This window comes from Streptomyces sp. NBC_00239 (genome assembly GCF_036194065.1).
Lineage (GTDB): Bacteria > Actinomycetota > Actinomycetes > Streptomycetales > Streptomycetaceae > Streptomyces.
Map to the genome: position 1 here is coordinate 4,034,210 of NZ_CP108095.1, position 19,522 is coordinate 4,053,731.

The following is a 19,522-nucleotide window of genomic DNA, read 5'->3' on the forward strand; positions in this document are numbered from 1 at the left end:
GTTGGTCTGTCTCCTTCGTTGTTGACGCTCAGCGAGGAAGGACGCCCGTCACTTCCCCCGCGCGCTGGCGCAACAGTGGAGCCAGCTCCCTGTACCAACCGCGGCCGACGGCCTGGAGCATTTCGGCGAGGGCGATCTGTTCGCCGATCCGGCCGGCGGGAGTGTCCAGGACGTCGGCGAATTCGATGCGGATGCGTGCGGCGACGGCGGGGACCCGGAGGCTGTTGACGTAAAGCATGGCCGGGTCGTAGCCGACGGGGACGGCGCCCCAGCGTTCCCAGTCGAGGATGACGAGGGGGTAGTGGGTGAGGTTGGCCCACTGGAGATCGGCGTGGCCGGTGACGCGCTCGGTGATGGTCGGCGCGGGGATGCCGAGGAATTCGGGGAACACGCGGTCCGCCCAGGACTGGCGGATGGTCTCGCGGGGCGGCTCGGCAGCGCTGAGGGCGTCCAGGCTCTCCCGCAGCGTCGCCCACCAGGAGTCTGGGAGACCTGGGTCCTCCGTAAGGTCGGGGGTTTCCGGGGAGATGACGGGCTGGGCGACGTAGTCGATCAGCTCGGCCTCGAAGACGTACTCCCCACCCTGCCATCGGTACAGGTCGTGGAGGTGGGGTCGGGACACCTTGTCCGAGACCCGTTCCTCGGCGAGCGCGATGCCCTCGTTCCGGGTGGTGGGGGTCTTGGCAGCTTCACCGCAGTGGACGCGGAGCCAGTGGCCGTTCTCGGTGCGTGAGCCGATGGTCCGACCGAGCCATCCCCAGGACAGCGGACCCGTCGGAGCGGTCGCCAGATGCGAGGAGGCGGTGGCAAGGGCGTCCTCCATGCGGGCCCTGGTGGTCTCATCCTTGGGCGAGTACATCGGTGACCCTCCTGAGCTGGTCCGGTTCGAGGGGGGAGGCGATGGCCTCCTTGGCGGCCTTCCAGTGCTGCGGCGTACTGGCGGACAGCAGTACCACGTCCAGGCTCGGGCAGGACGCCGCAGCCAGGAGGCAGGCGGCGGCCGTGCTGGTGCCGGGTCGGATGAACTCGGCGAGTTCGGGTGTGGCCAAGTCGAGGAGTTCGCCGCCGTGCAGGGGAGAGGAGCCGAAGGTCAGCAGGCCGGCGGCGCGAGCCTGGACGAGCGGGCCCCGCCCGCCGAGGGCGAGCGCGATCGGGCGGACCATGACGAGACTGACCGGCTGCTGGATGGCGCCGAGGTGGTGTTCACCCGATCCGGCGGCTTCCTTGGCCAGGGCGAGGAGTTCGGGGACAGTGAATGCCTCGTGCTGGAAGCCGGACCAGGTGGCCACTCCGTATCCGGCGATGCGGCCTGCGGTGGCGTACTCCTCCAGCACGGAGAACGCACCGCGCAGCCGCGCGTGCAGCACCGCACGGTCCTGGTCAGCGTGCTCGGGGTTGTGCACGAACACGATGTCGGCGCGGCCCAGGGCCGCGAGGGAGCGATCGGTCTGCCAGCGTGCGAAGCCGGGGTGGAGGCTGTGGCCGACGGCGGCTTCCTCGGGCGTAAGGACTCCGGCCGCCACCGCGGCCTCGCCTTCCTGCCGGGTGAAGAACCCGGTCTTCGTCGCGACCATCACGCGGGGGTGGTCGGCAATGACCGGGCCAAGTGTCCGGTGGGCCGTGGCGTAGTTGGGTGCCGTGTCCAGCCAGACCAGCCCGTCGGAGCACGCGGTGCGCGCCGGCTCCTCGACAGCGCGCACCCGATACGTCCCGAGCCCGAGGGCGGCGGTCACCTGGGCGCCCCGATCACTGCGGCGGCCTGTCCACCGACCAGGGCCGAGACGACCTCGGCGCTCTGGGCAACGGTGAGACCGGATGCGGCGGCGAGGTCCCCGAGCGTGACAGGCTGCCCGCCGGCCAGGCGGTGCAGCAGCGGTGCGGCGGGCAGTGCGAAGGTCCACTCGCGCCCGGCGCCGGAGAAGGTCACCGTCTCGGCGTCCTGGTCCACCCGGGCGCGGGGCACGGTGACCTGGACGGTGATCCCGGGCTCGGGCGAAACCGTCGTCAGGTGCGGCAGGGAAAGGCGCGGGTGCCCCGGGTGTGTGGTGGCCAGCGACTTCTCCCACCGGTCCAGAACCGCCGGGTCCTCCAGAGCGGCCAGCACCTCCTTGCGTACGGCACCCAGGTAGTCCGTCCGCTCTTCGGGGGTGCTGAAGCGAGGGACGTCGGAGCGGACGGTTGCGCTGGTCCGGAGGTCGTCGCACAGCCATCCGAGGAACTCCGCGCCGGTCTGCGTGGCCAGCCCGAAGGTGAGGTGGAGCGATGCGGTGCCCTGGTCGGCGCTCACCGCGTGCCACCAACCGCGCGGCAGATAGAGCAGGTCGCCGGGCGTCAGGACGATGTCCGCGATCGGCTCGCCCGTCGGGGCCTCGGGGGCTTCGACGTCGCGCCAGGCTGGTGCCTGCCGGGTGGGTCCGTAGATCTTCCACCGCTTGGAGCCTTCAAGTTGGAGGACCACGACGTCGTGATCGTCCCAGTGGGTACCGAAGCCCTCTTCGGACGTCCAGGAGGCGTACGCGTTGGCCTGGACGGGGGTCCGGAAGAACCGTTCGAGGCCAGCGGCGGCTGCCCGGACGGGCGGGTGGATCTGGTCGATCGCGTCGATGACGAGGGACGCGCCCTCGGCCAGGCGCGCGTGGAACTCCGTCGGCTGCGGCTGGTACCAGGACACCCCGCGCCGGTTCGTGCGCAGGACGGAGTACGCCGTCGCGGGGACGGCCTCCCCCGCGCGGGAGAGTCTCATGCGGGGCGGCTCCAGCCGGTGCGCGGCGACGATCTCGTTGATGTCGTCCCAGGTCAGGAGATCAGGGACCGTGGTGCCGGCTGAACGGATCACTGCGTGGGCGCGGAAACACGTCTGGGCGAGGAACGTGTCCCCGCCCAGACGCTGCGCCCACGATGCGGAATCAATCACCGTGGGTCTCCTCGGTCGATCAGGTGTCGTTCATGTCCGACTTGCCACCGGTGTTGTCCGAAGCCTCTTCGGCGCGCGACCGCGCCGCGTTGATCCGGCGGACACCGATCAGCAGACCGCTGGCCTGCTCGGTGGGAGCGTTCTCGTTCATCCCGTACTCCTTCCTGATCCTTGATGTGGCCCGCAGGGGTTCCTGCGGGAAATCTGGGGGTGGGGATGGTGCTGCGCGTGCACCTGTGGGGTCAGCGCCCCGTATCGCCGGCGAGGGCGAGAGTGACCACCAGGACGCAGGTGGCTGCGATGTAGAGCAGGACTGCGAGCTGCTGGCGCCATCCCCGCAGGGCCCTGCGGTTCAGCCCCGCTCCAGGCTGGAGGGGTCCTTGACGATCCACTCCGAGCCGCCGCCTTCGGGCCGGGCGAAGACCGCGTTCGCGTAAGAGACACGGGTGGCCGGGTCTTCGTACTCGCCGATGAACTGGACGATGCCCCGCCGGTTTTCCAGCGGGTCGAAGACCGGCGTTCCTTCGCTGACCCAGCCGGGCACGGTCTGACGCTGGCGCGGACGGATCTGAGGGGCCACGGCTCTCTCCTTGGGCTCGGGCTGGCTCTTCGCTCCGGGGGACGCAGCGGGCCGCAGGTGCGACATGGGGTACGGCCTTGCGGCCCGCTGCGAGGGGGAGGCCGCCATTTCCGGGCGGCTGTGACCAGTCAACTGCCGTACGCGTTTGGATGGATGGGCCAGAAGGCATGGCCATTTCGGGGACATGGCCAGGTTTTATGGCCAGGCTGGGATCAGGGCTCTGCCGACGGTCGGGGGATGGCGATGATGACCACGAACGAGGGCGACGGCGTGGAGCCGATCGGGCCGCTGCTGCGGCGCCTGCGCATGGCCGGCGGACGCACACAGGAGGGTCTGGCGGCGGATCTCTCCGCGCGGCGGGGGTACCCGCTAGAGCAGGGCGCGGTCTCCAGGTGGGAGACCCACGAGCGGCTGCCGGACCCGGCTTCACGGGCACTGCTGGCCGCGGAGTTCGGCGTACCCGAGGAGGAGCTCCGCCGGGCCGTCGCTCTCGCCCGTCGCCTTCGCCGACAGGAGCAGAAGGACCAGACCGACCAGGAGAACGAAGTGTTCGACCGCCGCGGATTCATGACGGCTTCGGCCGGCGCCGGGATCGCCGTCATACAGCCCTCTTCCCTGCTCTCGTCAGGACAGAGGATCGGAGCAGACGTTCCGAGGCAGTTGAGCCAGCGCACCGCCCGGCTCCGGCGCCTGGACGACTTCGTGGGCGGTGGCGACACCTACCAGATGTACGTCCGCGAGCTGGCGACCACGACCCGGCTGGCCGACGAGGGTGTCTACAGCGAGACGACCGGCAGGGGGCTGCGGGGAATCATCGCCGAACAGGCCCAACTCGCAGGCTGGGCGGCATACGACGCGGGCCAGTACGAGGAGGCCCGCGGGCACTACATGACCGCCTTGGCCGCATCACGCGCCGCCGAGGACAGCTCTTTGGAAGGCAACTCGCTGGCCTTCCTCGCCTACCTGGAATGGACCGTGGGCGGCGACTCCGGGATCCGCTTCGCCACGGCCGCGTACGAGGCGCTCGGTTCGGGGACGGCACCCGTCGTACGGGCGCTACTGGCCGACCGACTGGCCTGGCAGCACGCGACCTCCGGGAACGCCCGGGAAGCGGACTACGCGCTGGGCCTCGCCGAAGAGGCGATCCACGAGCCCGGCGACGAGCCGGGCCCCGACTGGGCGTACTGGGTGGACCGCGACGAGATCGCGATCATGACGGGTCGGTGTTGGTCGGAGCTGCACCGGCCCCTGAGGGCGATCCCGGCACTGGAGGACGCCTTGGGCCGGTACGACGACTCCCGGTCCCGAGACAAGGCGCTGTACCTGTCGTGGCTGGCGGCGGCCTATCTAGACGCCGGCGAGATCGAGCACGCGACCGCGATCACGACCCGGGTGTTCGACCTCTCCGAGGGACTCGCATCGATCAGACCGATGGGGCGGGCCCGCCTGATGGTCAAGCGGCTGGAGCCCCACCGGTCGCTCGCCCCGGTCGGTGCGCTGCTGGAACGGGCGAAGGGCTAACGGGTGGCCCGGGTGATCCAGTCCAGATACTCAGCGCGGCCGGCGTCGATGGTGAAGGCGATGACCTCCGGCGAGTCGTAGGGGTGGTTGTCCACCAAGTGCTTCTCCAGCGCTTCGCGCCGGTCACCAGCCGTACGGAAGGCCACCTGGAACTCGGCGCCTTCGGAGACCTCGCCAAGATGGCGGTACGTCGTCTCGATGGGCCCCGTCACCTGCCCGGAGGCCGCCAGATTCGCCTCCACCGCCGAGCGCGACAGCTTCCGCGCGGCGTCCTGATTGTCCACGGTCGTGATCACGATCAAGAAGTCAGCCATGGCGGCAACGTACCCGCCCCCGCCGCGCACCTGGGAAGGAACTATGTGGACCGCCGAACTTCATCGTCGCGTCCTCACCTCTGCCTGCCGGTGTGGTGCAGTGCTGCGGCAGCAGCCACTCCCACTCCGGCGATCGTGCAGGTCGTCTTTGCCAGGTCCGAGTCCCCCTGGATGACGGACACGACAGCGACGACGACTCCGAGCACTGCGAGGATCACTGATGTGGCCAACGCGAATAGCCGGACAGTATCGGCCACTCGAGCCCGCCGAAGATTACGGTTCGTGCACTCATCGCATGGTGGTGTGGTGTGGCCAGCGGGGACCGTCATACGCTCCAACGGAGCCTCCTTGCTTGTTATCGGGCACTGAGGCTGCAGAGGGGTTCACCGTGGTCGCCATCTGTCCAGGACATCGGCCGCAGTGATCCCCTCTTGCGCTTCCTGGACCGTAGGGCCTCAGCCGAGTACGCGGCAGGGACAAATCGGCGTATGTGACGGTCTCGTTATGTCAAGCTATGGTGCGGACACGGGGAGTGAAGCCGTGGGCACCGGCGCAAGGCAGTACGTGACGGCCTAGCTATGCCAAGTGATGCCGTAGGCCGTGAAGCAAGTCCTCTCCTGGCGTTTCGTCAGGGCGCCCCGATCGTCCGGCTCCCTCGCTCGCTGCGATACCGCCAATGGGATACGGATCGCCACGGCCCTGGCCGATGCGGCCGCAGTCACTTCCGGCCCCATCCCGTCAACGGTGCGCGCCATCGGAAGAGAAGCGGGGAACCAGTGGCCGCCGCCCTCGCCGGCGGCGGCCACCGCTCCGCTGAGACACCAGGAAGCCAACATTCCGGAACCTCCACCTGGGAACCCCCGGCCGTACTTCTTTCGGAGCACCGGTTGTGGAACGGGTCACGGCCTCACGCGGAAGGACTGTCACAGCCATCCGATGGAGAAACACCAGCGTGGTCGCCCTCCGAGCTAGGCTCAGGAAGAAGCCACTTGCGTGCGCGAAGTCGGCTCTGGGACAGGATGTCGAGACTTGGAGCTCTCCGCGGTTCGAAGGGCCAGAACGCTCCGCTCCACTACACCAACCGAGCCGTGCCCCATCCGTGCCCTTTGGAGCGGTGCACAGCGGTCAATACGAGTATGGGCAGGCCCTCGCGACAGCTGGCTCGGTAGGCCGTTTTCGCAGTTCAGGCGCCTTACCGCTGTCTTGCGCGCCATAGATTCCCAAGCTTATAGCGCGGGTTCGATTCCCGTCATCCGCTCCATGACAAAGCCCCAGGTCAACGACCTGGGGCTTGTTCGTTGTCCAGACCTTTCGGGGCCAGCGTGCCATGCGCGGCTCCGCCGGGCTGCTCGCGTCGGGGCCGGGAAGTAGTGTCGCGAGACGCCCTCGCCGGTCAGGCGTGCTCGTCCGGCGGCTGCTGGGCGCGCTGGACCGACCAGCTTGCCGGCTCGTCGTCCCCGGAGTCCTCATCGCGCTCCGCGTCGGCGGCTGTCCCATGAATCTTGCCCGACGCGTGGTGGACCGGCGCGTACACGGCGTAGAGCTGCAGGGGCTCGTCACCGATGTTGGTGACGTTGTGCCAAGTGCCGGCCGGTACAAAGATGGCCCAGCCGTCCTCGACCTCCCGGTCGAAGTCGAGTCGATCCTCCGTACGGCCCATCTGGACGCGGCCCCGGCCTGCGTCGAGTCGTAGGAATTGGTCGGTCTCCGGGTGCGCCTCCAAGCCGATGTCCTCACCCACCGGGATCGACATGAGGGTCAGCTGAAGGTACTTCCCCGTCCAGGCGACCGCGCGGTAGTGCGTGTTCTCGAGCGTCGCCTTCTCCAGGTCGAAGCTTTGAGGTTCCGGCCCGATGTCCTTGGTGGTCATCCGTCTCTCCCTGTCGACGAAGGCGTTACGCGGTGGCGGTCCTGCGCCGACCCGCGTCAACGTTCCCAGAGCCCCAGGCCTTTCTGACCACAAGCACACGAGCCGCTACCACACACGAGTGACGCCGGGACAGCGGATGGACGCCACATCCCGTTACCGCGGGGCGCCTCAAGGCGTGACCTCCTGTGGCTGGTCGCACAGCTGTGGGTCTGGCGTGGCCGTGGCCGATTCTGCGATGCTTCCGCCTGACAAGCGACGGCGGAACGAGGAAGCCGGTGAGATTCCGGCACGGTACCGCCACTGTGTAGGGGGAGTAACTCCGCCATGGCCACCGCCCCATCCGGGGGTGGGAAGGCCGGAGAAGCGTTGATCCCGAGTCAGGAGACTCACGCCGTCGCACCTCGAAGTACGGGGCGGATTTCCCCAGGAGAGGCGGTGGCACTCGTGTGCCTGCGTACCAATGACGGCGGCTCTGCGCTGCTCGTGGCCCTGTGGGGCCGGGCCTGCCCGGCCTGACGCACGGGCCCGTTCCCTCAGGTTCTGACGACCCCCTTCCTCGGCGGGTCCCTTCCCGTACGCCGCATCACGCGCGCCCCGGAGTGCCGGTGCGCGCTGTCCACGCATGCCACCAGGAGTCACCTTGTCCGTACGATCCGTTACGCCCGGCCGCCGTCAGGCCGCCGCGGCAGCCCTCCTCACGGTCGCCCTCACGCTCACCGCGTGCGGCAGCGACACCGGCCCGCCCGCCGACGCCAAGGCGCAGACCGCCGCCGGCGAGGGCTGCGTCAAGGACTTCGACCCGGCCAAGGACTACTTCCCGGTCAAGTCGACGGTGGAGCACGCCAAGAACTTCACGCTCCGGTACGAGAAGAGCTATCAGGTCCTCACGGTCAACGAGCCCTATCCCAAGGGCAAGCCGGAGTCGTACGTGCTGGTCAAGTGCGGTGCGCCGAAGCCGGAGCTGACGGGTGAGCTGGCGTCCGCGCAGCAGGTCACGGTTCCGGTCAAGAGCCTGTACTCCGCGTCCACCACCCACCTGCCGCTGCTCACCGAGACCGGCACCCTGGACGTCCTGACGGGTGTCGCGAGCGCCGCGAACATCTCCTCCGCCCAGGTGATCGAGCGGGTGAAGGCGGGCAAGGTCACCGAGTACGCCAAGGACCGCACCCTCAACGCCGAGACAGTGATCGGCGCCAAGCCGGACGTGCTGATGACCCAGGGCACCGACGACCCGCAGTACCCGAAGCTGCGTCAGGCCGGCATCGCCGTGGTCGCCAACGCCGAGTGGCTGGAGTCCAGTCCGCTCGGACGCGCCGAGTGGGTCAAGGCGATGGCCGCGCTCACCGGAGCGGAGAAGCGCGCCGGCGAGGTGTTCGACACCATCGAGGGCGACTACCGGAAGGTCGCCGAGAAGGGTGCGCAGGCGGTCGCGGCGGGCAAGCCCGTCGAGGTGCTGCCCGGCACGATGTACCAGGGCACCTGGTACATGCCAGCCGGTGGCAGCTACGCCGCCCAGCTGATCAAGGATGCGGGCGGCACGTACCCCTGGGCCGGTGAGGCGGGAACCGGCAACCTCCAGCTGAACTTCGAGGCCGTGTACGCCAAGGGCGGCGCGTCCCCGGTCTGGATAGCCGACCAGAAGTGGACGTCCACCGCAGACGCGGTCAAGGCCGACAACCGTTACGGGCAGCTGAAGGCCCTTTCCGGCGGTGCGGTCTGGACGAACACGAAGGCGCTGGGCCCCGGCGGCGGCAACGACTACTTCGAGCGCGGCGTGCTGCGCCCCGACCTGGTCCTCGCCGACCTCTTCGCGCTCATCCACCCGGACCAGGCGAAGGACCACGCCTTCACCTTCTACACGCAGGTGCCCAAGGCGTGACGACTCACATGGCAACCGCGCCGACCGCCTCGCCGGACGCCCCGGACACCCCGGTGACGGTACGGCCGGGGCGGCGGCGCCTCGCTGTCGTCCTCGCCCTCGCCGCCGGCACCGCCGCGCTGTTCGTTCTCACCATCGCGACCGGCTCCCACCGGGTGCCGGTCGCGGACGTGGTCCGGGTCCTGTTCGGCGGCACCGCCGAGGACCCGCGATGGACGGTGATCGTCGAGCAGGTCCGACTGCCGCGCGCGCTGACCGCCACCGCCGTCGGCGCCGCCCTCGCGGTGGCCGGCGTACAGATGCAGACCCTGTTCCGCAACGCGCTGGCCGACCCGTTCTCCCTCGGGGTGAGTTCGGGCGCCAGCATGGGCGTCGCCGCAGTGGTCGTCGGCACGGGCGGCGTCGCCGGAAGCTTCACCGGAAACCTGGCCGGCCTGGGGCGCCTGGGTGTCGTACTCGCCGCCTCGCTCGGCGCCGCCGCCGTACTGGCCCTCGTCCTGCTCCTCTCTCGGTGGGTGCAGTCGGCCGTCACCCTGCTCGTCATCGGCGTCATGATCGGCTCGGCGGCCACCGCGGTGGTCGGCGTGATGCTCGTCTACGCCCGGCCCGAGCGCGCTCAGCAGTTCGTCATGTGGGGCCTGGGCAGCTTCAGCGCCACGACCTGGCCCGACCTCCACGTCATGCTGCCCGTCATCGGCGCGGGTCTGCTGACCGCGCTGCTGACCGCCAAGCGTCTCAACGCCTTGCTGCTGGGCGAGGACTACGCCCGCACCATGGGGCTGAACGTCCGCCGCAGCCGCGATCTGGCGCTGCTCGGCACCTCGCTGCTGGCGGGCGCGGCGACCGCGTTCTGCGGACCCGTCGCCTTCCTGGGCCTGGCCGTGCCGCATCTGACCCGGGTGGCGCTGGGGACCTCGGACCACAGGGCGCTCATCCCGGCGTCGATGCTCGCGGGAGCGTTCCTCGCCCTGGCGTGCGCGCTGCTGAGCCAGCCACCCGGCACGGACTCCGTACTGCCGCTCAACGCCATCACCTCACTGTTCGGCGCCCCCGTCGTCATCGCGTTCCTGATCCGCAGCCGCCGCGGCGTACAAGGAGTGGCCTCGTGACCGACACCATGACCGAACCCGTCCAGGACACGGCCGGCGGACCGGACCACCCCGGCGGCCTGGCCACCCAGGGGCTCGCCGTCGGCTACCGCACCCGGTCACCGCGCCGACGGCGAGCCGGACGGGCCGTGCTGTCGGGGCTCGACCTGGAAGCGCGGGCCGGTGAACTGACCGTACTGCTCGGGCCCAACGGCGCGGGCAAGTCCACGCTGCTGCGGACCCTGTGCGGGCTCCTGCCGCCACTCGACGGCCGAATACACATCGGCGGGGCCGACCTGGCGCACCAGCCGCCGGCCGCTCTCGCCCGACGGCTGGCAGTCGTCCTGACCGACCGCGTCGACCCCGGGCTGCTGTCCGTACGCGAACTGGCCGGGCTCGGCCGCCACCCGCACACCGGGTTCACCGGCCGCCTCACGGCCGCGGACCACGCCGCCGTCGACTGGTCGCTGAAGGCGGTGGGCGCGGAACATCTGGCGGACCGGCCGGCCGCCGAACTCTCCGACGGCGAACGCCAGCGCGTCCTGACCGCCCGGGCACTGGCCCAGGAGCCCGAGGTCGTCCTCCTCGACGAGCCGACCGCCTTCCTCGACGTGCCCTCACGCGTGGCCCTCACCGTGCTGCTGCGCGACCTCGCCCGGGACAAGGGCCTCACTGTCGTGGTCAGCACCCACGACCTGGAGCTGGCGCTGCGCGTGGCCGACGCCGTCTGGCTCGTCGACCGCGGCTCCCGCGTCCACGCGGGAGCACCCGAGGACCTGATCCGCAGCGGGGCCGTCGCCGGCGCCTTCGACGCCGACCACCTCGCCTTCGATCCGGTCTCCGGCAGCTTCGGACTGCGCCGCACCGCGCGGGCCGACGTAGCCGTGGACGCGCCACCCGATGTGCTCCCGCTCCTCGAACGGGCCCTGGCCCGGGAAGGACTGGCCGTCGCGGACCCGGGCGACCCGGACGCGCTCACACGGGTGAGCTGCGACGGAGAGGACCGGCTCACCCTCACCGGACCGGACGGGCAGGTCGTCCGCACCCGCAGCTTCCACGAGCTGACACGGACGGTGCGGACATGGTGACCTCCGTCATCACCCCCGCCGTCCTGGCACGGGTCTCCGGCATCGGACCGTACTTCGCCGTGACCACCGGGGCCCGCCCCGTGGGCGGCGGTTTCCGGCCGCTGGCGGAGCTGTACGGCGACTCGGACGTACTGGCGGAGTGCCTACGCGTCGTCTCCGGCCGCTTGGGCACCGACCAGCCCCGGGTGGCCGCGTCCACCCTCCACCTGGGCACCGCCTCCCGGCTCTGGTCGATCGCCCTGGCCTGCGCCGCCCTCACCGGCCGCGTGCCCGACCTGGGCACCGACCGGCTGTGGTGGCGGCTGCCCGCTTCCGGCCCCCTCGACCTGTGGCTGCCCGACCCGCGGGAGGTGGACGAGGAGCCGCTCCCGGCCCTGCACCACACCGTCGCCGTCCAGAACCTGGCCCCGTGGGCCGAGGCCGTACGGCGCGTGTCCGGCGTCTCCCCGCACACCCTTGGCGGCAACGCCGCATCCGCGCTGATCGGAGCCCACCGCGTCCTGCTCGCCAGGGAGCCGCACGCCCCGTACGCCGCAGTACCCCTCGTCCGCGGGCTGCTGGACCGCCCGCCGCTGGCGGGCACCGGCACCTGCCGCACCGCCACCCCCGACGGGCCGCTCGCCTTCCGTCGCCGCAACTGCTGCCTGTACTACCGCGTGCCGGGCGCGGGCACCTGCGGCGACTGCGTCCTCAACCCCAAGGAGAAGACCTCATGACCACCACCGAGCCGACCGTCATCGAGACCCCCGGCGGCGGCACCCAGCACGTCTGGCCCCTCCCGGTCGACGAAGCCACCCTCCTCGACCTCGTCACCACCGTCTTCACCGACCACTGGCAGCACATCCACTTCGGGCCCATCATCGAAGGCGCCGCCTGGGAGGTCGGCGCCCCGGGCGCCCCCACCGCCATCACCATGAACGACGGCTACGCCACCGTCGACTTCGGCGCCTGGCACTTCCACCTCTGCATCGGCGAGCACACCGCCTCCGGCCCCGAACTCGGCCGCATCCGACGCTGCTCCCGCGCCGAGCTCTACCGCAGCATCGGCTCCGACGGAGCCCCCGTCAGCTGGGGAGCCCGCCTCTTCAACGGCCGCGACGAGCAGATGATGACCGTCCTCCTGCCGAACCCCTTCCTCACCGACCGCCAGGACATCCTCGACGCCCCCGACTTCACCCGGCTCGCCGCCTGGGACGCCCTCCGCGACCGCTTCCTCGGCCTCTCACCCGACCCCCTCGACTGCACCGGCAAGGGTTTCCGGCACAGCTCATGAAGTAGGGGCAGCCATTGCATCCACGGGCAGGGCAGGGAGCCGTGCCATAACGTGCCAGTAGAGGCAGTAAGCAGCGGTAAACAAGCAGCCCTTCGAGACACTTTCAACGGGACCGTCGTTGAACGTTTCCGCAGGTCAGGAGCCATACGCAGGCCCAAGTGCCGGGTGATTCCCAAGCTTATAGCGCGGGTTCGATTCCCGTCATCCGCTCCACGACAAAGCCCCAGGTCAGCGACCTGGGGCTTTCGCGTCGCCTAGACCTCTCAGGGTCTGCCGTGCCCTCCGCATGCCCCAACTCCCGCCTGACGTTCGGCAAGATCGTCTTCCTCCGCACCCACGGCGCCCCGGCCAGCTACCGGCAGCACGGCCTCAAGTACCGCTCCGGCGAAGGCATCGAGACCTCCCGCCTCTCCGAGGAGAACCCCGGAGGCCGCCGGTGAACCCCATCGTTGCCACCGCCCTCGACCTGCCGTACCCCAGCCCCGGCGGGAGCGTGGAACTCTTCCTCGGCGTCTGCAGAGCACCACTCACCCACGCACGCAGAGCCCAGCCGGTTCACACTCGCCCCTGCCGGGCTCTGAGAACGGCCGGGCGTCGTCTGGACTACGGCCATGGCTTCGGGACCGTAAGGGGGACAACCAGCCTGGTCTGGTGGGAGACCCCGCGCCGCCCCTACGGCCATATCAGTGGCCAAGGCCTGGTACGGGTGGTCTCGCTCGGCTGCGCGCGGCCCTACGCCACGCGCTCAGCGGCCTTCTCTCCCGCATCTGCGGGCGACCGTGATGGGCTCGACCCCTGAACGGGGGCGAACCATGAACGACGGCATCCGCGTCACCACGAGCCACGATCCAGAAGGCACAGTCATCACGGTGGCCGGCGAACTGGACATGGACACCTGCCCGCCCCCTCCACCAGGCCACCGCCACCGCGGCAGCCAATGGCGCCCCCTTACACCTGGACCTCGTCGGTGTGCCCTTCATGGACGTCTTCGCACTGCACCTGTTGCTCGACCTCCAGCACGACTTCCAGCGGCGTCAGGCATCGTTGACCATCAGCGGATTCCAGCGGCAGCCAACGCGGCTCCTCACCCTCACCTCCAGCGAGCACCTGCAGCTCCGCTGCACCCCGCCACGCAACGTCATCTTCCCGCCAGTCGTCCTGGAGTTGGGGTGCCTCCCGACGCCGGCCTTGAGGCATACAGCCGCACACGCCGTCGACGTCACGACTCGTCGGTGTTGATCACTACACCGGGGCGGAGCCGTGCCAAGCCCCTGGCCCGGCGGGATCGCTCAGAGCGATCCAGCGGCTGACCGGCGCCCTGCCCAAGGCGGGTTGCTGTTCCACGGCTGTCTCCCGACGACACATCAGGCGGCACACGTTGCTCCCGTGGGACGACCGGAGTCCGGAACGGTCCGCACCACCCTGAGCGGAGAAGATTGCGGGAGATCCGAGCCTCACCCTCGCCGTTTCAGCGCCCGTGCCAGACGGGGGAGCTCGTCGTCGGCCACTGCGCGAAGCCCCGACCGCTCGCCGGATCGACCGCGGACACGACGATCAGCAGCGGCACCGGTGTCAGGAACCCGAGCGCCGCGAAACCCAGCGAACGCCGCGACAGGTCGATGCCGCTGCCCCACCCCCACCTGCGCCCGGCCCGCGAGCGGCGGATCGCGCTGCGCAAGCGCCCGAACGGAGTCAAGCGGCCCACGGCATCGACGCGATGCCCTCGCTAGGGCGCACTTGGGCGCGTCTTTGAGCCCGGGGCTTCGGTCGGCTCCTCTGCCGAGGTGCCGTGCTCAGGGGCTTTGCGCCAGCGGGCCTCGCAGAACGAGTAGAGCCCGAAAAGCAGGAGGCCCACCGCCGCGGCGATCAGCAGCACGGGGCCGGCGGGCGTGGCGGCGAACGAACGCAGCGTCTCGTCCATGCCCTTGGCTTCGCCGGGATCGAACCGCACCGCGGCCAGCACGACGAACAGCCCGGCCACCGCCGCGACCACGCCGGTCGCCACGCCGCCGACGATGCCCAGCCCCGCGACGACCCGCCGCGTCGTCGGGCTCATCTCGTCCGTCCGGAGATTCTGCTCGAACTTCCGCATCAGGCTCCGGACCACGATCACCACGCCGACGATGACCAGGACGGCTCCGACCACACCGACGAGAACCCGCCCGAAGGGCCAGGTCAGCACCCTCGCGGTGTAGTCCTTCGACGTCTCATCGCCGGGACGGCCCCCGGCGGACCCGCCGACCAGCGCGGTCTGCACCACCCCGATACAGATCACGGCGTAGAAGACCGCCAGCCCTGCAGAGCCCAGGCGCCGGGTCCACTTGTCGCCGCCCGTCACCGCCTGTCCGAACGCGGCCTCGGACAGCCGCCAGAGCGCCATCGCCGCCAGCCCCACCACCAGCGCCCACAGCAGCGCCCGGCCGAACGGCTGCTCGCCGATGGTCCGCACCGCGCCGGACCGGTCGGCCTCCTTGCCACTGTCGCCGCCGAACCCCATCTGCACGGCCAGCGCCCCCACCAGTACGTAGATCACACCCCGCGCGCAGAGTCCGACCCTGGACAGGACCTCCATGACACGGCTGTTGGACAGACGCCGCCCCCGGGATCCGGCCTGGGCGGCACTGCCGTTCCTTATGGCCATATCTGGCACCTCCGGGGCCCAGCCGTGAGTCGACAGGGCGGGCGCAGTGGTCAGTGTTTGAAAGCGTCCTTGATCTTCGCCCCAGCCTGCTTGGCGTTGCCCCTGATTTGGTCACCACGGCCTTCGGCCCGCAGGTGCCAGCTGCCGGTGACACGGCCGACGGTCTTCTTGGCGCCGCCCTTGACCGCCTCGGCCTTGTGCGCGATCTTCTTGCCGATACTCACGGGTCGCCACCCTTCGTTCTTCTGCCGGGGATGCCCCGTCCAGGGGCACCTCCGCGGTTGGTTGGCCGGCGATCGACCTGCCGGTCTACCGCGGCTCGGATCGGTGCTTGAACGGGTTGAGCCCCCTGCGGCGCTCGCCTTCCGGGTTGGGCTCTCGCGCGCTCGTCGTCTGCGGGCGGGAGATACCGCGCTGGTCTACGACGTCTTCGCGGTCGTTGCCGACAGCGGCCGTCTCGCGGCGCGCCGTGCGTTTGGGGTATGCGTCGTGGCCGCGGCGAGAGGTGCGGCGGGCACCGGCCAGGAGAAGGCTCAGCCCGAGCATGGCCACTGCCCCGACGACGATGCCGTAGAGGAAGAGTGAGCCGGTGGAGCCGGTGACGTGGTAGTCGAATACGGAGAATGCACCGGTCAGCTCGTGGACGCTGCCGTCGTTGGTGACGACGCCGGTCACGCCGACGACCAGCGCGGCGATCAAGAGGATGAGTCCGAGGATGACGAGCATGGCGCGCTCCATAGGTACGCTCGCTGTCTCTCCACGGTAGGACCGCGCTGTCCGGGAAGCCACCGTCGAGGGCGGATCTAGCCTGGGTGCAGGAGGCTTGCGTCACTACGCGAGATCGAGGCACATCATGATCGTCCTCGGAATCATCCTGCTGGTCGTCGGCTACGTGGTCGGCATCTCCATCCTGTGGACCATCGGGATCATCTGGTCGTCATCGGCGTCATCCTGTGGCTCCTGGGATCCGTCGGACACAAGGTGGGGCGGTCGACGGCACTACTGGTAGCCGCCGTGGCCCAGCGGGGGGGGGGGAAGACCACTCCCGCACCTCCGAGACCGGGGACGTGTGCATGACGGCCGTCACGCCACCCTGCCCCCACCCTGCCTTCTCAGCGGAGGTGGCGGCGTCCGGAGCGACGCCCGTGCATACCCAGGTACACCAAGGCCGCCACGAAGACCAGGATGCCGATGAACAGCAGATAGAGCAGGCCTTCGGCGACAGCGCCGATGATGCCCAGCACCATCGCCACGATGACCAGGATCAAGAAAATCTTCACGATGCCGACGCCTCCTCGGGTGGGTAGGGGCTCAGCGGCGGGCGAGCTGCCGCTCGCCGCCCGCACCGGGCCGGTAGGTGAGGCCGTAGTGCTGGAAGACGGCCGCCTCTTCCTCGGCGGGCAGGACGTCGTCCGTGCCGATCGAAGGGCTCTTCTTCACCAGCGCCTTGTCGTAGTCGACCTTGACGTACCCCGGCCCGACGATCGCGCCGTCCAGCGGAACGAAGACCAGCCGGTGCCGGGTGGGCAGCCCCACCAGCACGGTGGCCATGGCCGGCTCGTCCGTGCTGGTGTCCACGTAGACGGCCTCCAGCGCGCCGATCCTGTGCCCGCCCGAGTCGACCACCTCGTGGGTACGCCACTCGCGAATGTCCGCTGCCTGGATCATCCTCAGGTCCCTTCGCACGATCACAGCACGGCCGGTGCACTGCTTAGCCTGCCCCCGCCTGACCGAGGCAACCAGCTCGGCTGCTCGACACCCCCGCCAGTCACACCGGTTCCGTGAGTCTGCTCCGATGGGACTCTCGCCAGACGAACGACCCGGCGTAGTTGTCTCGACCCCACCGCCCTCGCCGCGCCCTCCGCGTGCCCCAAATCGCAGGTACTCCCTGGCCGGAGGGCTCTTCGCGCACCACTTGCACCACCGGGCTCGCGCCGGTCCCGCGCCGCGAGACGCGGTCCCCCGGCCTGCACGTCGCAGCCCGGCGGACGCCCTTGCTCACGTAACGCTGCACTCGGGGGGAATCAATATCTGTCCCCGCGGTCGGAGAATTTAACGGACCCCGCGGGGAGAGTTTTTCCGCACGGCACACGGTGGAGAAATTTACCGCACGAAAAGCGCTGCGGCGTGCTACTGTCGATCTCGGTTGCAGTTTTGGTACCCACAAACTTCAAGCGCTCCAGTCGGCCTCCGCGCCACATTCGAGTGCTTCATATTTCCGGGTCATTTTCCGGCGGGGCATCATCGCGGCGACACGGTGTCCGTACAGTGCGGATGCCGGTGTACTGCCCCAAAGGAGATATGACATGGCATCTGGCACCGTGAAGTGGTTCAACGCGGCCAAGGGCTTCGGCTTCATCGAGCAGGACGGTGGCGGCGACGACGTCTTCGCCCACTTCTCGAACATCGCCGCCCAGGGCTTCCGCGAGCTGCTGGAAGGCCAGAAGGTCACCTTCGACATCGCGCAGGGCCAGAAGGGCCCGACGGCCGAGAACATCGTTCCCGCCTGACGCTGACGCGCATTTCGTAGCTGGGGCCCGCATCCCTCGGGGTGCGGGCCCCAGCTGCACACTTTTCCCGCAGTGGTGTCACCTGCGTGACGAAGCATTTGGGTTACAGCCCGCTCGGCGCTTCACCCCCTCGATTTTTCTTGGTTTCGCGTCCGCATGACGCCATCCCGTCTCGGCGCTTGCGCCCGTACAGAATCCCTGTAGGGCAGAGTCGCTTTCGCATTCCATTCGGCCCGTTCTCGTGATTCCTCGCACTGCGTTTCCGCTGCGGAATTCCTTGATATGTGCCGCATCAAGGAAGGTTCTGAATGAACCGCACACGTACGAACGACCGTTCCTCTCGCACCCGCAGCCGCACCGGCGGCCCCGCTTTCGGCGCTGCCGCCGGTTCGGAGCGGGGCAGCCGCTTCGGCTCGTCGGCCCCGAGCCGTTCCGGAGGTCCGAGCCGCTCCGGCGGCTACGGCCGCCGGCCCGCCGCGATCCAAGGCGAGTTCGCCCTGCCGAAGACGATCACTCCCGCTCTGCCCGCCGTCGAGGCCTTCGCCGATCTCGACATGGCGGCCGAGCTGTTGGCGGCCCTGGGCGCGCAGGGCGTGAGCGTGCCGTTCCCGATCCAGGGCGCCACCCTCCCCAACACCCTCGCGGGCCGCGACGTACTCGGCCGCGGACGGACCGGCTCCGGCAAGACCCTCGCCTTCGGCCTGGCGCTGCTGGCCCGTACGGCCGGACAGCGCGCCGAGCCGAGGCAGCCGCTCGCGCTGATCCTCGTACCGACGCGCGAGCTCGCCCAGCAGGTCACCGACGCGCTCACCCCGTACGCCCGCGCCGTGAAGCTCCGGCTGGCCACGGTCGTCGGCGGCATGTCCATCGGCAAGCAGGCCGGAGCGCTGCGCGGAGGCGCCGAGGTCGTCGTGGCCACGCCCGGCCGGTTGAAGGACCTGATCGACCGGGGCGACTGCCGGCTGAACCAGGTCGCGATCACCGTCCTCGACGAGGCCGACCAGATGGCCGACATGGGCTTCATGCCGCAGGTCACCGCCCTGCTCGACCAGGTCCGCCCCGAGGGCCAGCGGATGCTGTTCTCGGCGACCCTGGACCGCAACGTGGACCGGCTGGTGCGCCGCTACCTGACCGACCCGGTCGTGCACTCCGTCGACCCGTCCGCCGGTGCGGTCACGACGATGGAGCACCACGTACTGCACGTCCACGGCACCGACAAGCACGCCACCACGACCGAGATCGCCGCCCGCGACGGCCGCGTGATCATGTTCCTGGACACCAAGCACGCCGTGGACCGGCTGACCGAGGACCTGCTCAACAGCGGTGTCCGCGCCGCCGCCCTGCACGGCGGCAAGTCGCAGCCCCAACGCACCCGCACCCTCGCCCAGTTCAAGACCGGACACGTAACCGTGCTGGTCGCGACGAACGTGGCGGCGCGCGGCATCCACGTCGACAACCTCGACCTCGTCGTCAACGTCGACCCGCCCACCGACCACAAGGACTACCTCCACCGCGGCGGCCGCACCGCCCGCGCCGGCGAGTCCGGCAGCGTCGTCACCCTCGTCACCCCGAACCAGCGCCGCGACATGACCCGCCTCATGCAGGCCGCCGGCATCACCCCGCAGACCACCCAGGTGCGCTCCGGCGAAGAGGCCCTGAGCCGTATCACCGGCGCCCAGGCCCCCTCCGGCATCCCCGTCGTCATCACCGCGCCGGTCGTCGAACGCGCCAAGCGCAGTGCGGCCTCCCGTGGCAGGCGTCGGCCCGCTTCGACAGTCCGGCGCGCGAGCGTGCGGCAGTCCGCCTTCGATGCGGCGGCCTGAGAAGCACGTGATCAGGAAACT

The 19,522-nt window shown here is 69.9% G+C and carries 23 protein-coding genes, 1 pseudogene and 1 riboswitch; of the genes and pseudogenes, 11 read left to right on the forward strand and 13 right to left on the reverse strand.

The features are described 5' to 3' along the window. Positions 1 to 28: 28 nt before the first annotated feature. The 5 genes from OG764_RS17730 to OG764_RS17750 form a co-directional block, all read right to left on the reverse strand. Entirely contained in the window at positions 29 to 859 is an 831-nt protein-coding gene (locus tag OG764_RS17730) for a hypothetical protein (RefSeq protein ID WP_328969397.1), read from the reverse strand. Then, on the reverse strand, positions 840 to 1,700 hold the full coding sequence (locus OG764_RS17735) for an aldo/keto reductase (RefSeq protein ID WP_328969398.1): 861 nt from the start codon (positions 1,698 to 1,700) through the stop codon (positions 840 to 842). The genes OG764_RS17730 and OG764_RS17735 overlap by 20 nt, the downstream gene beginning before the upstream one ends. A 29-nt stretch (positions 1,701 to 1,729) precedes the next feature. Next, complete coding sequence (locus OG764_RS17740; protein WP_328969399.1) at positions 1,730 to 2,914, reverse strand: cupin domain-containing protein; 1,185 nt, start codon at positions 2,912 to 2,914, stop codon at positions 1,730 to 1,732. A 19-nt stretch (positions 2,915 to 2,933) separates the two neighbouring features. Next, positions 2,934 to 3,065 carry a hypothetical protein gene (locus OG764_RS17745; RefSeq protein WP_258054030.1) on the reverse strand — a complete coding sequence of 44 codons (132 nt, stop codon included), beginning with the start codon at positions 3,063 to 3,065 and terminating at the stop codon, positions 2,934 to 2,936. Positions 3,066 to 3,266: 201 nt separating this feature from the next. After that, complete coding sequence (locus OG764_RS17750) at positions 3,267 to 3,494, reverse strand: hypothetical protein (RefSeq protein ID WP_037929703.1); 228 nt, start codon at positions 3,492 to 3,494, stop codon at positions 3,267 to 3,269. A 237-nt stretch (positions 3,495 to 3,731) separates the two neighbouring features. Here OG764_RS17750 and OG764_RS17755 point away from each other — a divergent pair, with 237 nt between their 5' ends. After that, entirely contained in the window at positions 3,732 to 5,015 is a 1,284-nt protein-coding gene (locus OG764_RS17755; RefSeq protein WP_328969400.1) for a helix-turn-helix domain-containing protein, read from the forward strand. On the opposite strand, the gene cutA is transcribed toward OG764_RS17755, so the two are convergent. Continuing rightward, the gene (cutA, locus tag OG764_RS17760) at positions 5,012 to 5,329 is read right to left on the reverse strand and encodes a divalent-cation tolerance protein CutA (protein WP_328969401.1); all 318 of its coding nucleotides are present in this window, start codon (positions 5,327 to 5,329) and stop codon (positions 5,012 to 5,014) included. The two genes, OG764_RS17755 and cutA, sit on opposite strands and share 4 nt — an antisense overlap. A gap of 1,393 nt (positions 5,330 to 6,722) precedes the next feature. After that, positions 6,723 to 7,199, reverse strand: coding sequence for a cupin domain-containing protein (locus OG764_RS17765; protein ID WP_328969402.1), 477 nt, complete (start codon positions 7,197 to 7,199; stop codon positions 6,723 to 6,725). A gap of 201 nt (positions 7,200 to 7,400) precedes the next feature. Next, positions 7,401 to 7,609: riboswitch (cobalamin riboswitch) on the forward strand. Positions 7,610 to 7,839: 230 nt separating this feature from the next. Here OG764_RS17765 and OG764_RS17770 point away from each other — a divergent pair. The 7 genes from OG764_RS17770 (at position 7,840) to OG764_RS17800 (ending at position 13,766) form a co-directional block, all read left to right on the forward strand. Beyond that, complete coding sequence (locus tag OG764_RS17770) at positions 7,840 to 9,078, forward strand: ABC transporter substrate-binding protein (protein ID WP_328969403.1); 1,239 nt, start codon at positions 7,840 to 7,842, stop codon at positions 9,076 to 9,078. After that, positions 9,075 to 10,187, forward strand: coding sequence for a FecCD family ABC transporter permease (locus tag OG764_RS17775; RefSeq protein WP_328969404.1), 1,113 nt, complete (start codon positions 9,075 to 9,077; stop codon positions 10,185 to 10,187). The genes OG764_RS17770 and OG764_RS17775 overlap by 4 nt, the downstream gene beginning before the upstream one ends. After that, positions 10,184 to 11,254, forward strand: coding sequence for an ABC transporter ATP-binding protein (locus tag OG764_RS17780; protein WP_328969405.1), 1,071 nt, complete (start codon positions 10,184 to 10,186; stop codon positions 11,252 to 11,254). Before OG764_RS17775 ends, OG764_RS17780 begins: the two co-directional genes overlap by 4 nt. After that, entirely contained in the window at positions 11,248 to 11,970 is a 723-nt protein-coding gene (locus OG764_RS17785; RefSeq protein ID WP_328969406.1) for a (2Fe-2S)-binding protein, read from the forward strand. The genes OG764_RS17780 and OG764_RS17785 overlap by 7 nt, the downstream gene beginning before the upstream one ends. Next, entirely contained in the window at positions 11,967 to 12,527 is a 561-nt protein-coding gene (locus OG764_RS17790) for a DUF7676 family protein (RefSeq protein ID WP_328969407.1), read from the forward strand. The genes OG764_RS17785 and OG764_RS17790 overlap by 4 nt, the downstream gene beginning before the upstream one ends. 275 nt (positions 12,528 to 12,802) lie before the next feature. After that, entirely contained in the window at positions 12,803 to 12,967 is a 165-nt protein-coding gene (locus OG764_RS17795; protein WP_443055966.1) for a hypothetical protein, read from the forward strand. A gap of 406 nt (positions 12,968 to 13,373) precedes the next feature. After that, positions 13,374 to 13,766, forward strand: a complete 393-nt coding sequence (locus tag OG764_RS17800; protein ID WP_328973052.1) for an STAS domain-containing protein — start codon at positions 13,374 to 13,376, stop codon at positions 13,764 to 13,766. A 229-nt stretch (positions 13,767 to 13,995) separates the two neighbouring features. On the opposite strand, the gene OG764_RS17805 is transcribed toward OG764_RS17800, so the two are convergent. The 4 genes from OG764_RS17805 to OG764_RS17820 form a co-directional block, all read right to left on the reverse strand. After that, complete coding sequence (locus OG764_RS17805; protein ID WP_443055967.1) at positions 13,996 to 14,223, reverse strand: hypothetical protein; 228 nt, start codon at positions 14,221 to 14,223, stop codon at positions 13,996 to 13,998. 30 nt (positions 14,224 to 14,253) lie between these two features. Then, the gene (locus OG764_RS17810) at positions 14,254 to 15,168 is read right to left on the reverse strand and encodes a DUF1206 domain-containing protein (protein ID WP_328969408.1); all 915 of its coding nucleotides are present in this window, start codon (positions 15,166 to 15,168) and stop codon (positions 14,254 to 14,256) included. Between the two features lie 50 nt (positions 15,169 to 15,218). Beyond that, positions 15,219 to 15,392: a CsbD family protein gene (locus OG764_RS17815; RefSeq protein ID WP_328969409.1), complete on the reverse strand. Its 174-nt coding sequence runs from the start codon at positions 15,390 to 15,392 to the stop codon at positions 15,219 to 15,221. Between the two features lie 85 nt (positions 15,393 to 15,477). Further along, entirely contained in the window at positions 15,478 to 15,894 is a 417-nt protein-coding gene (locus OG764_RS17820; protein ID WP_328969410.1) for a hypothetical protein, read from the reverse strand. A gap of 127 nt (positions 15,895 to 16,021) precedes the next feature. Between OG764_RS17820 and OG764_RS17825 the strand changes: the two are divergent. After that, positions 16,022 to 16,177, forward strand: a pseudogene (locus OG764_RS17825) (DUF6131 family protein). Positions 16,178 to 16,280: 103 nt separating this feature from the next. On the opposite strand, the gene OG764_RS17830 reads toward OG764_RS17825, so the two are convergent. Next, on the reverse strand, positions 16,281 to 16,448 hold the full coding sequence (locus OG764_RS17830) for a hypothetical protein (protein WP_328969411.1): 168 nt from the start codon (positions 16,446 to 16,448) through the stop codon (positions 16,281 to 16,283). 31 nt (positions 16,449 to 16,479) lie between these two features. Further along, positions 16,480 to 16,836 carry a PRC-barrel domain-containing protein gene (locus OG764_RS17835; protein WP_328969412.1) on the reverse strand — a complete coding sequence of 119 codons (357 nt, stop codon included), beginning with the start codon at positions 16,834 to 16,836 and terminating at the stop codon, positions 16,480 to 16,482. 638 nt (positions 16,837 to 17,474) lie between these two features. Between OG764_RS17835 and OG764_RS17840 the strand changes: the two genes are divergently transcribed. Beyond that, the gene (locus tag OG764_RS17840; RefSeq protein ID WP_030647895.1) at positions 17,475 to 17,678 is read left to right on the forward strand and encodes a cold-shock protein; all 204 of its coding nucleotides are present in this window, start codon (positions 17,475 to 17,477) and stop codon (positions 17,676 to 17,678) included. A gap of 308 nt (positions 17,679 to 17,986) precedes the next feature. Next, positions 17,987 to 19,501 (forward strand): DEAD/DEAH box helicase, encoded by a 1,515-nt coding sequence (locus OG764_RS17845; RefSeq protein WP_328969413.1) that lies wholly within the window; start codon positions 17,987 to 17,989, stop codon positions 19,499 to 19,501. Positions 19,502 to 19,522: the final 21 nt, after the last annotated feature.

Bases quoted from the DNA above. Each gene is read 5' to 3' on its own strand.
- OG764_RS17730 (WP_328969397.1), bottom strand. From the start codon at position 859: ATGTACTCGCCCAAGGATGAGACCACCAGGGCCCGCATGGAGGACGCC.
- OG764_RS17745 (WP_258054030.1), bottom strand. From the start codon at position 3,065: ATGAACGAGAACGCTCCCACCGAGCAGGCCAGCGGTCTGCTGATCGGT.
- OG764_RS17755 (WP_328969400.1), top strand. From the start codon at position 3,732: ATGGCGATGATGACCACGAACGAGGGCGACGGCGTGGAGCCGATCGGG.
- cutA (WP_328969401.1), bottom strand. From the start codon at position 5,329: ATGGCTGACTTCTTGATCGTGATCACGACCGTGGACAATCAGGACGCC.
- OG764_RS17765 (WP_328969402.1), bottom strand. From the start codon at position 7,199: ATGACCACCAAGGACATCGGGCCGGAACCTCAAAGCTTCGACCTGGAG.
- OG764_RS17785 (WP_328969406.1), top strand. From the start codon at position 11,248: ATGGTGACCTCCGTCATCACCCCCGCCGTCCTGGCACGGGTCTCCGGC.
- OG764_RS17790 (WP_328969407.1), top strand. From the start codon at position 11,967: ATGACCACCACCGAGCCGACCGTCATCGAGACCCCCGGCGGCGGCACC.
- OG764_RS17810 (WP_328969408.1), bottom strand. From the start codon at position 15,168: ATGGCCATAAGGAACGGCAGTGCCGCCCAGGCCGGATCCCGGGGGCGG.
- OG764_RS17820 (WP_328969410.1), bottom strand. From the start codon at position 15,894: ATGCTCGTCATCCTCGGACTCATCCTCTTGATCGCCGCGCTGGTCGTC.
- OG764_RS17835 (WP_328969412.1), bottom strand. From the start codon at position 16,836: ATGATCCAGGCAGCGGACATTCGCGAGTGGCGTACCCACGAGGTGGTC.
- OG764_RS17840 (WP_030647895.1), top strand. From the start codon at position 17,475: ATGGCATCTGGCACCGTGAAGTGGTTCAACGCGGCCAAGGGCTTCGGC.
- OG764_RS17845 (WP_328969413.1), top strand. From the start codon at position 17,987: ATGAACCGCACACGTACGAACGACCGTTCCTCTCGCACCCGCAGCCGC.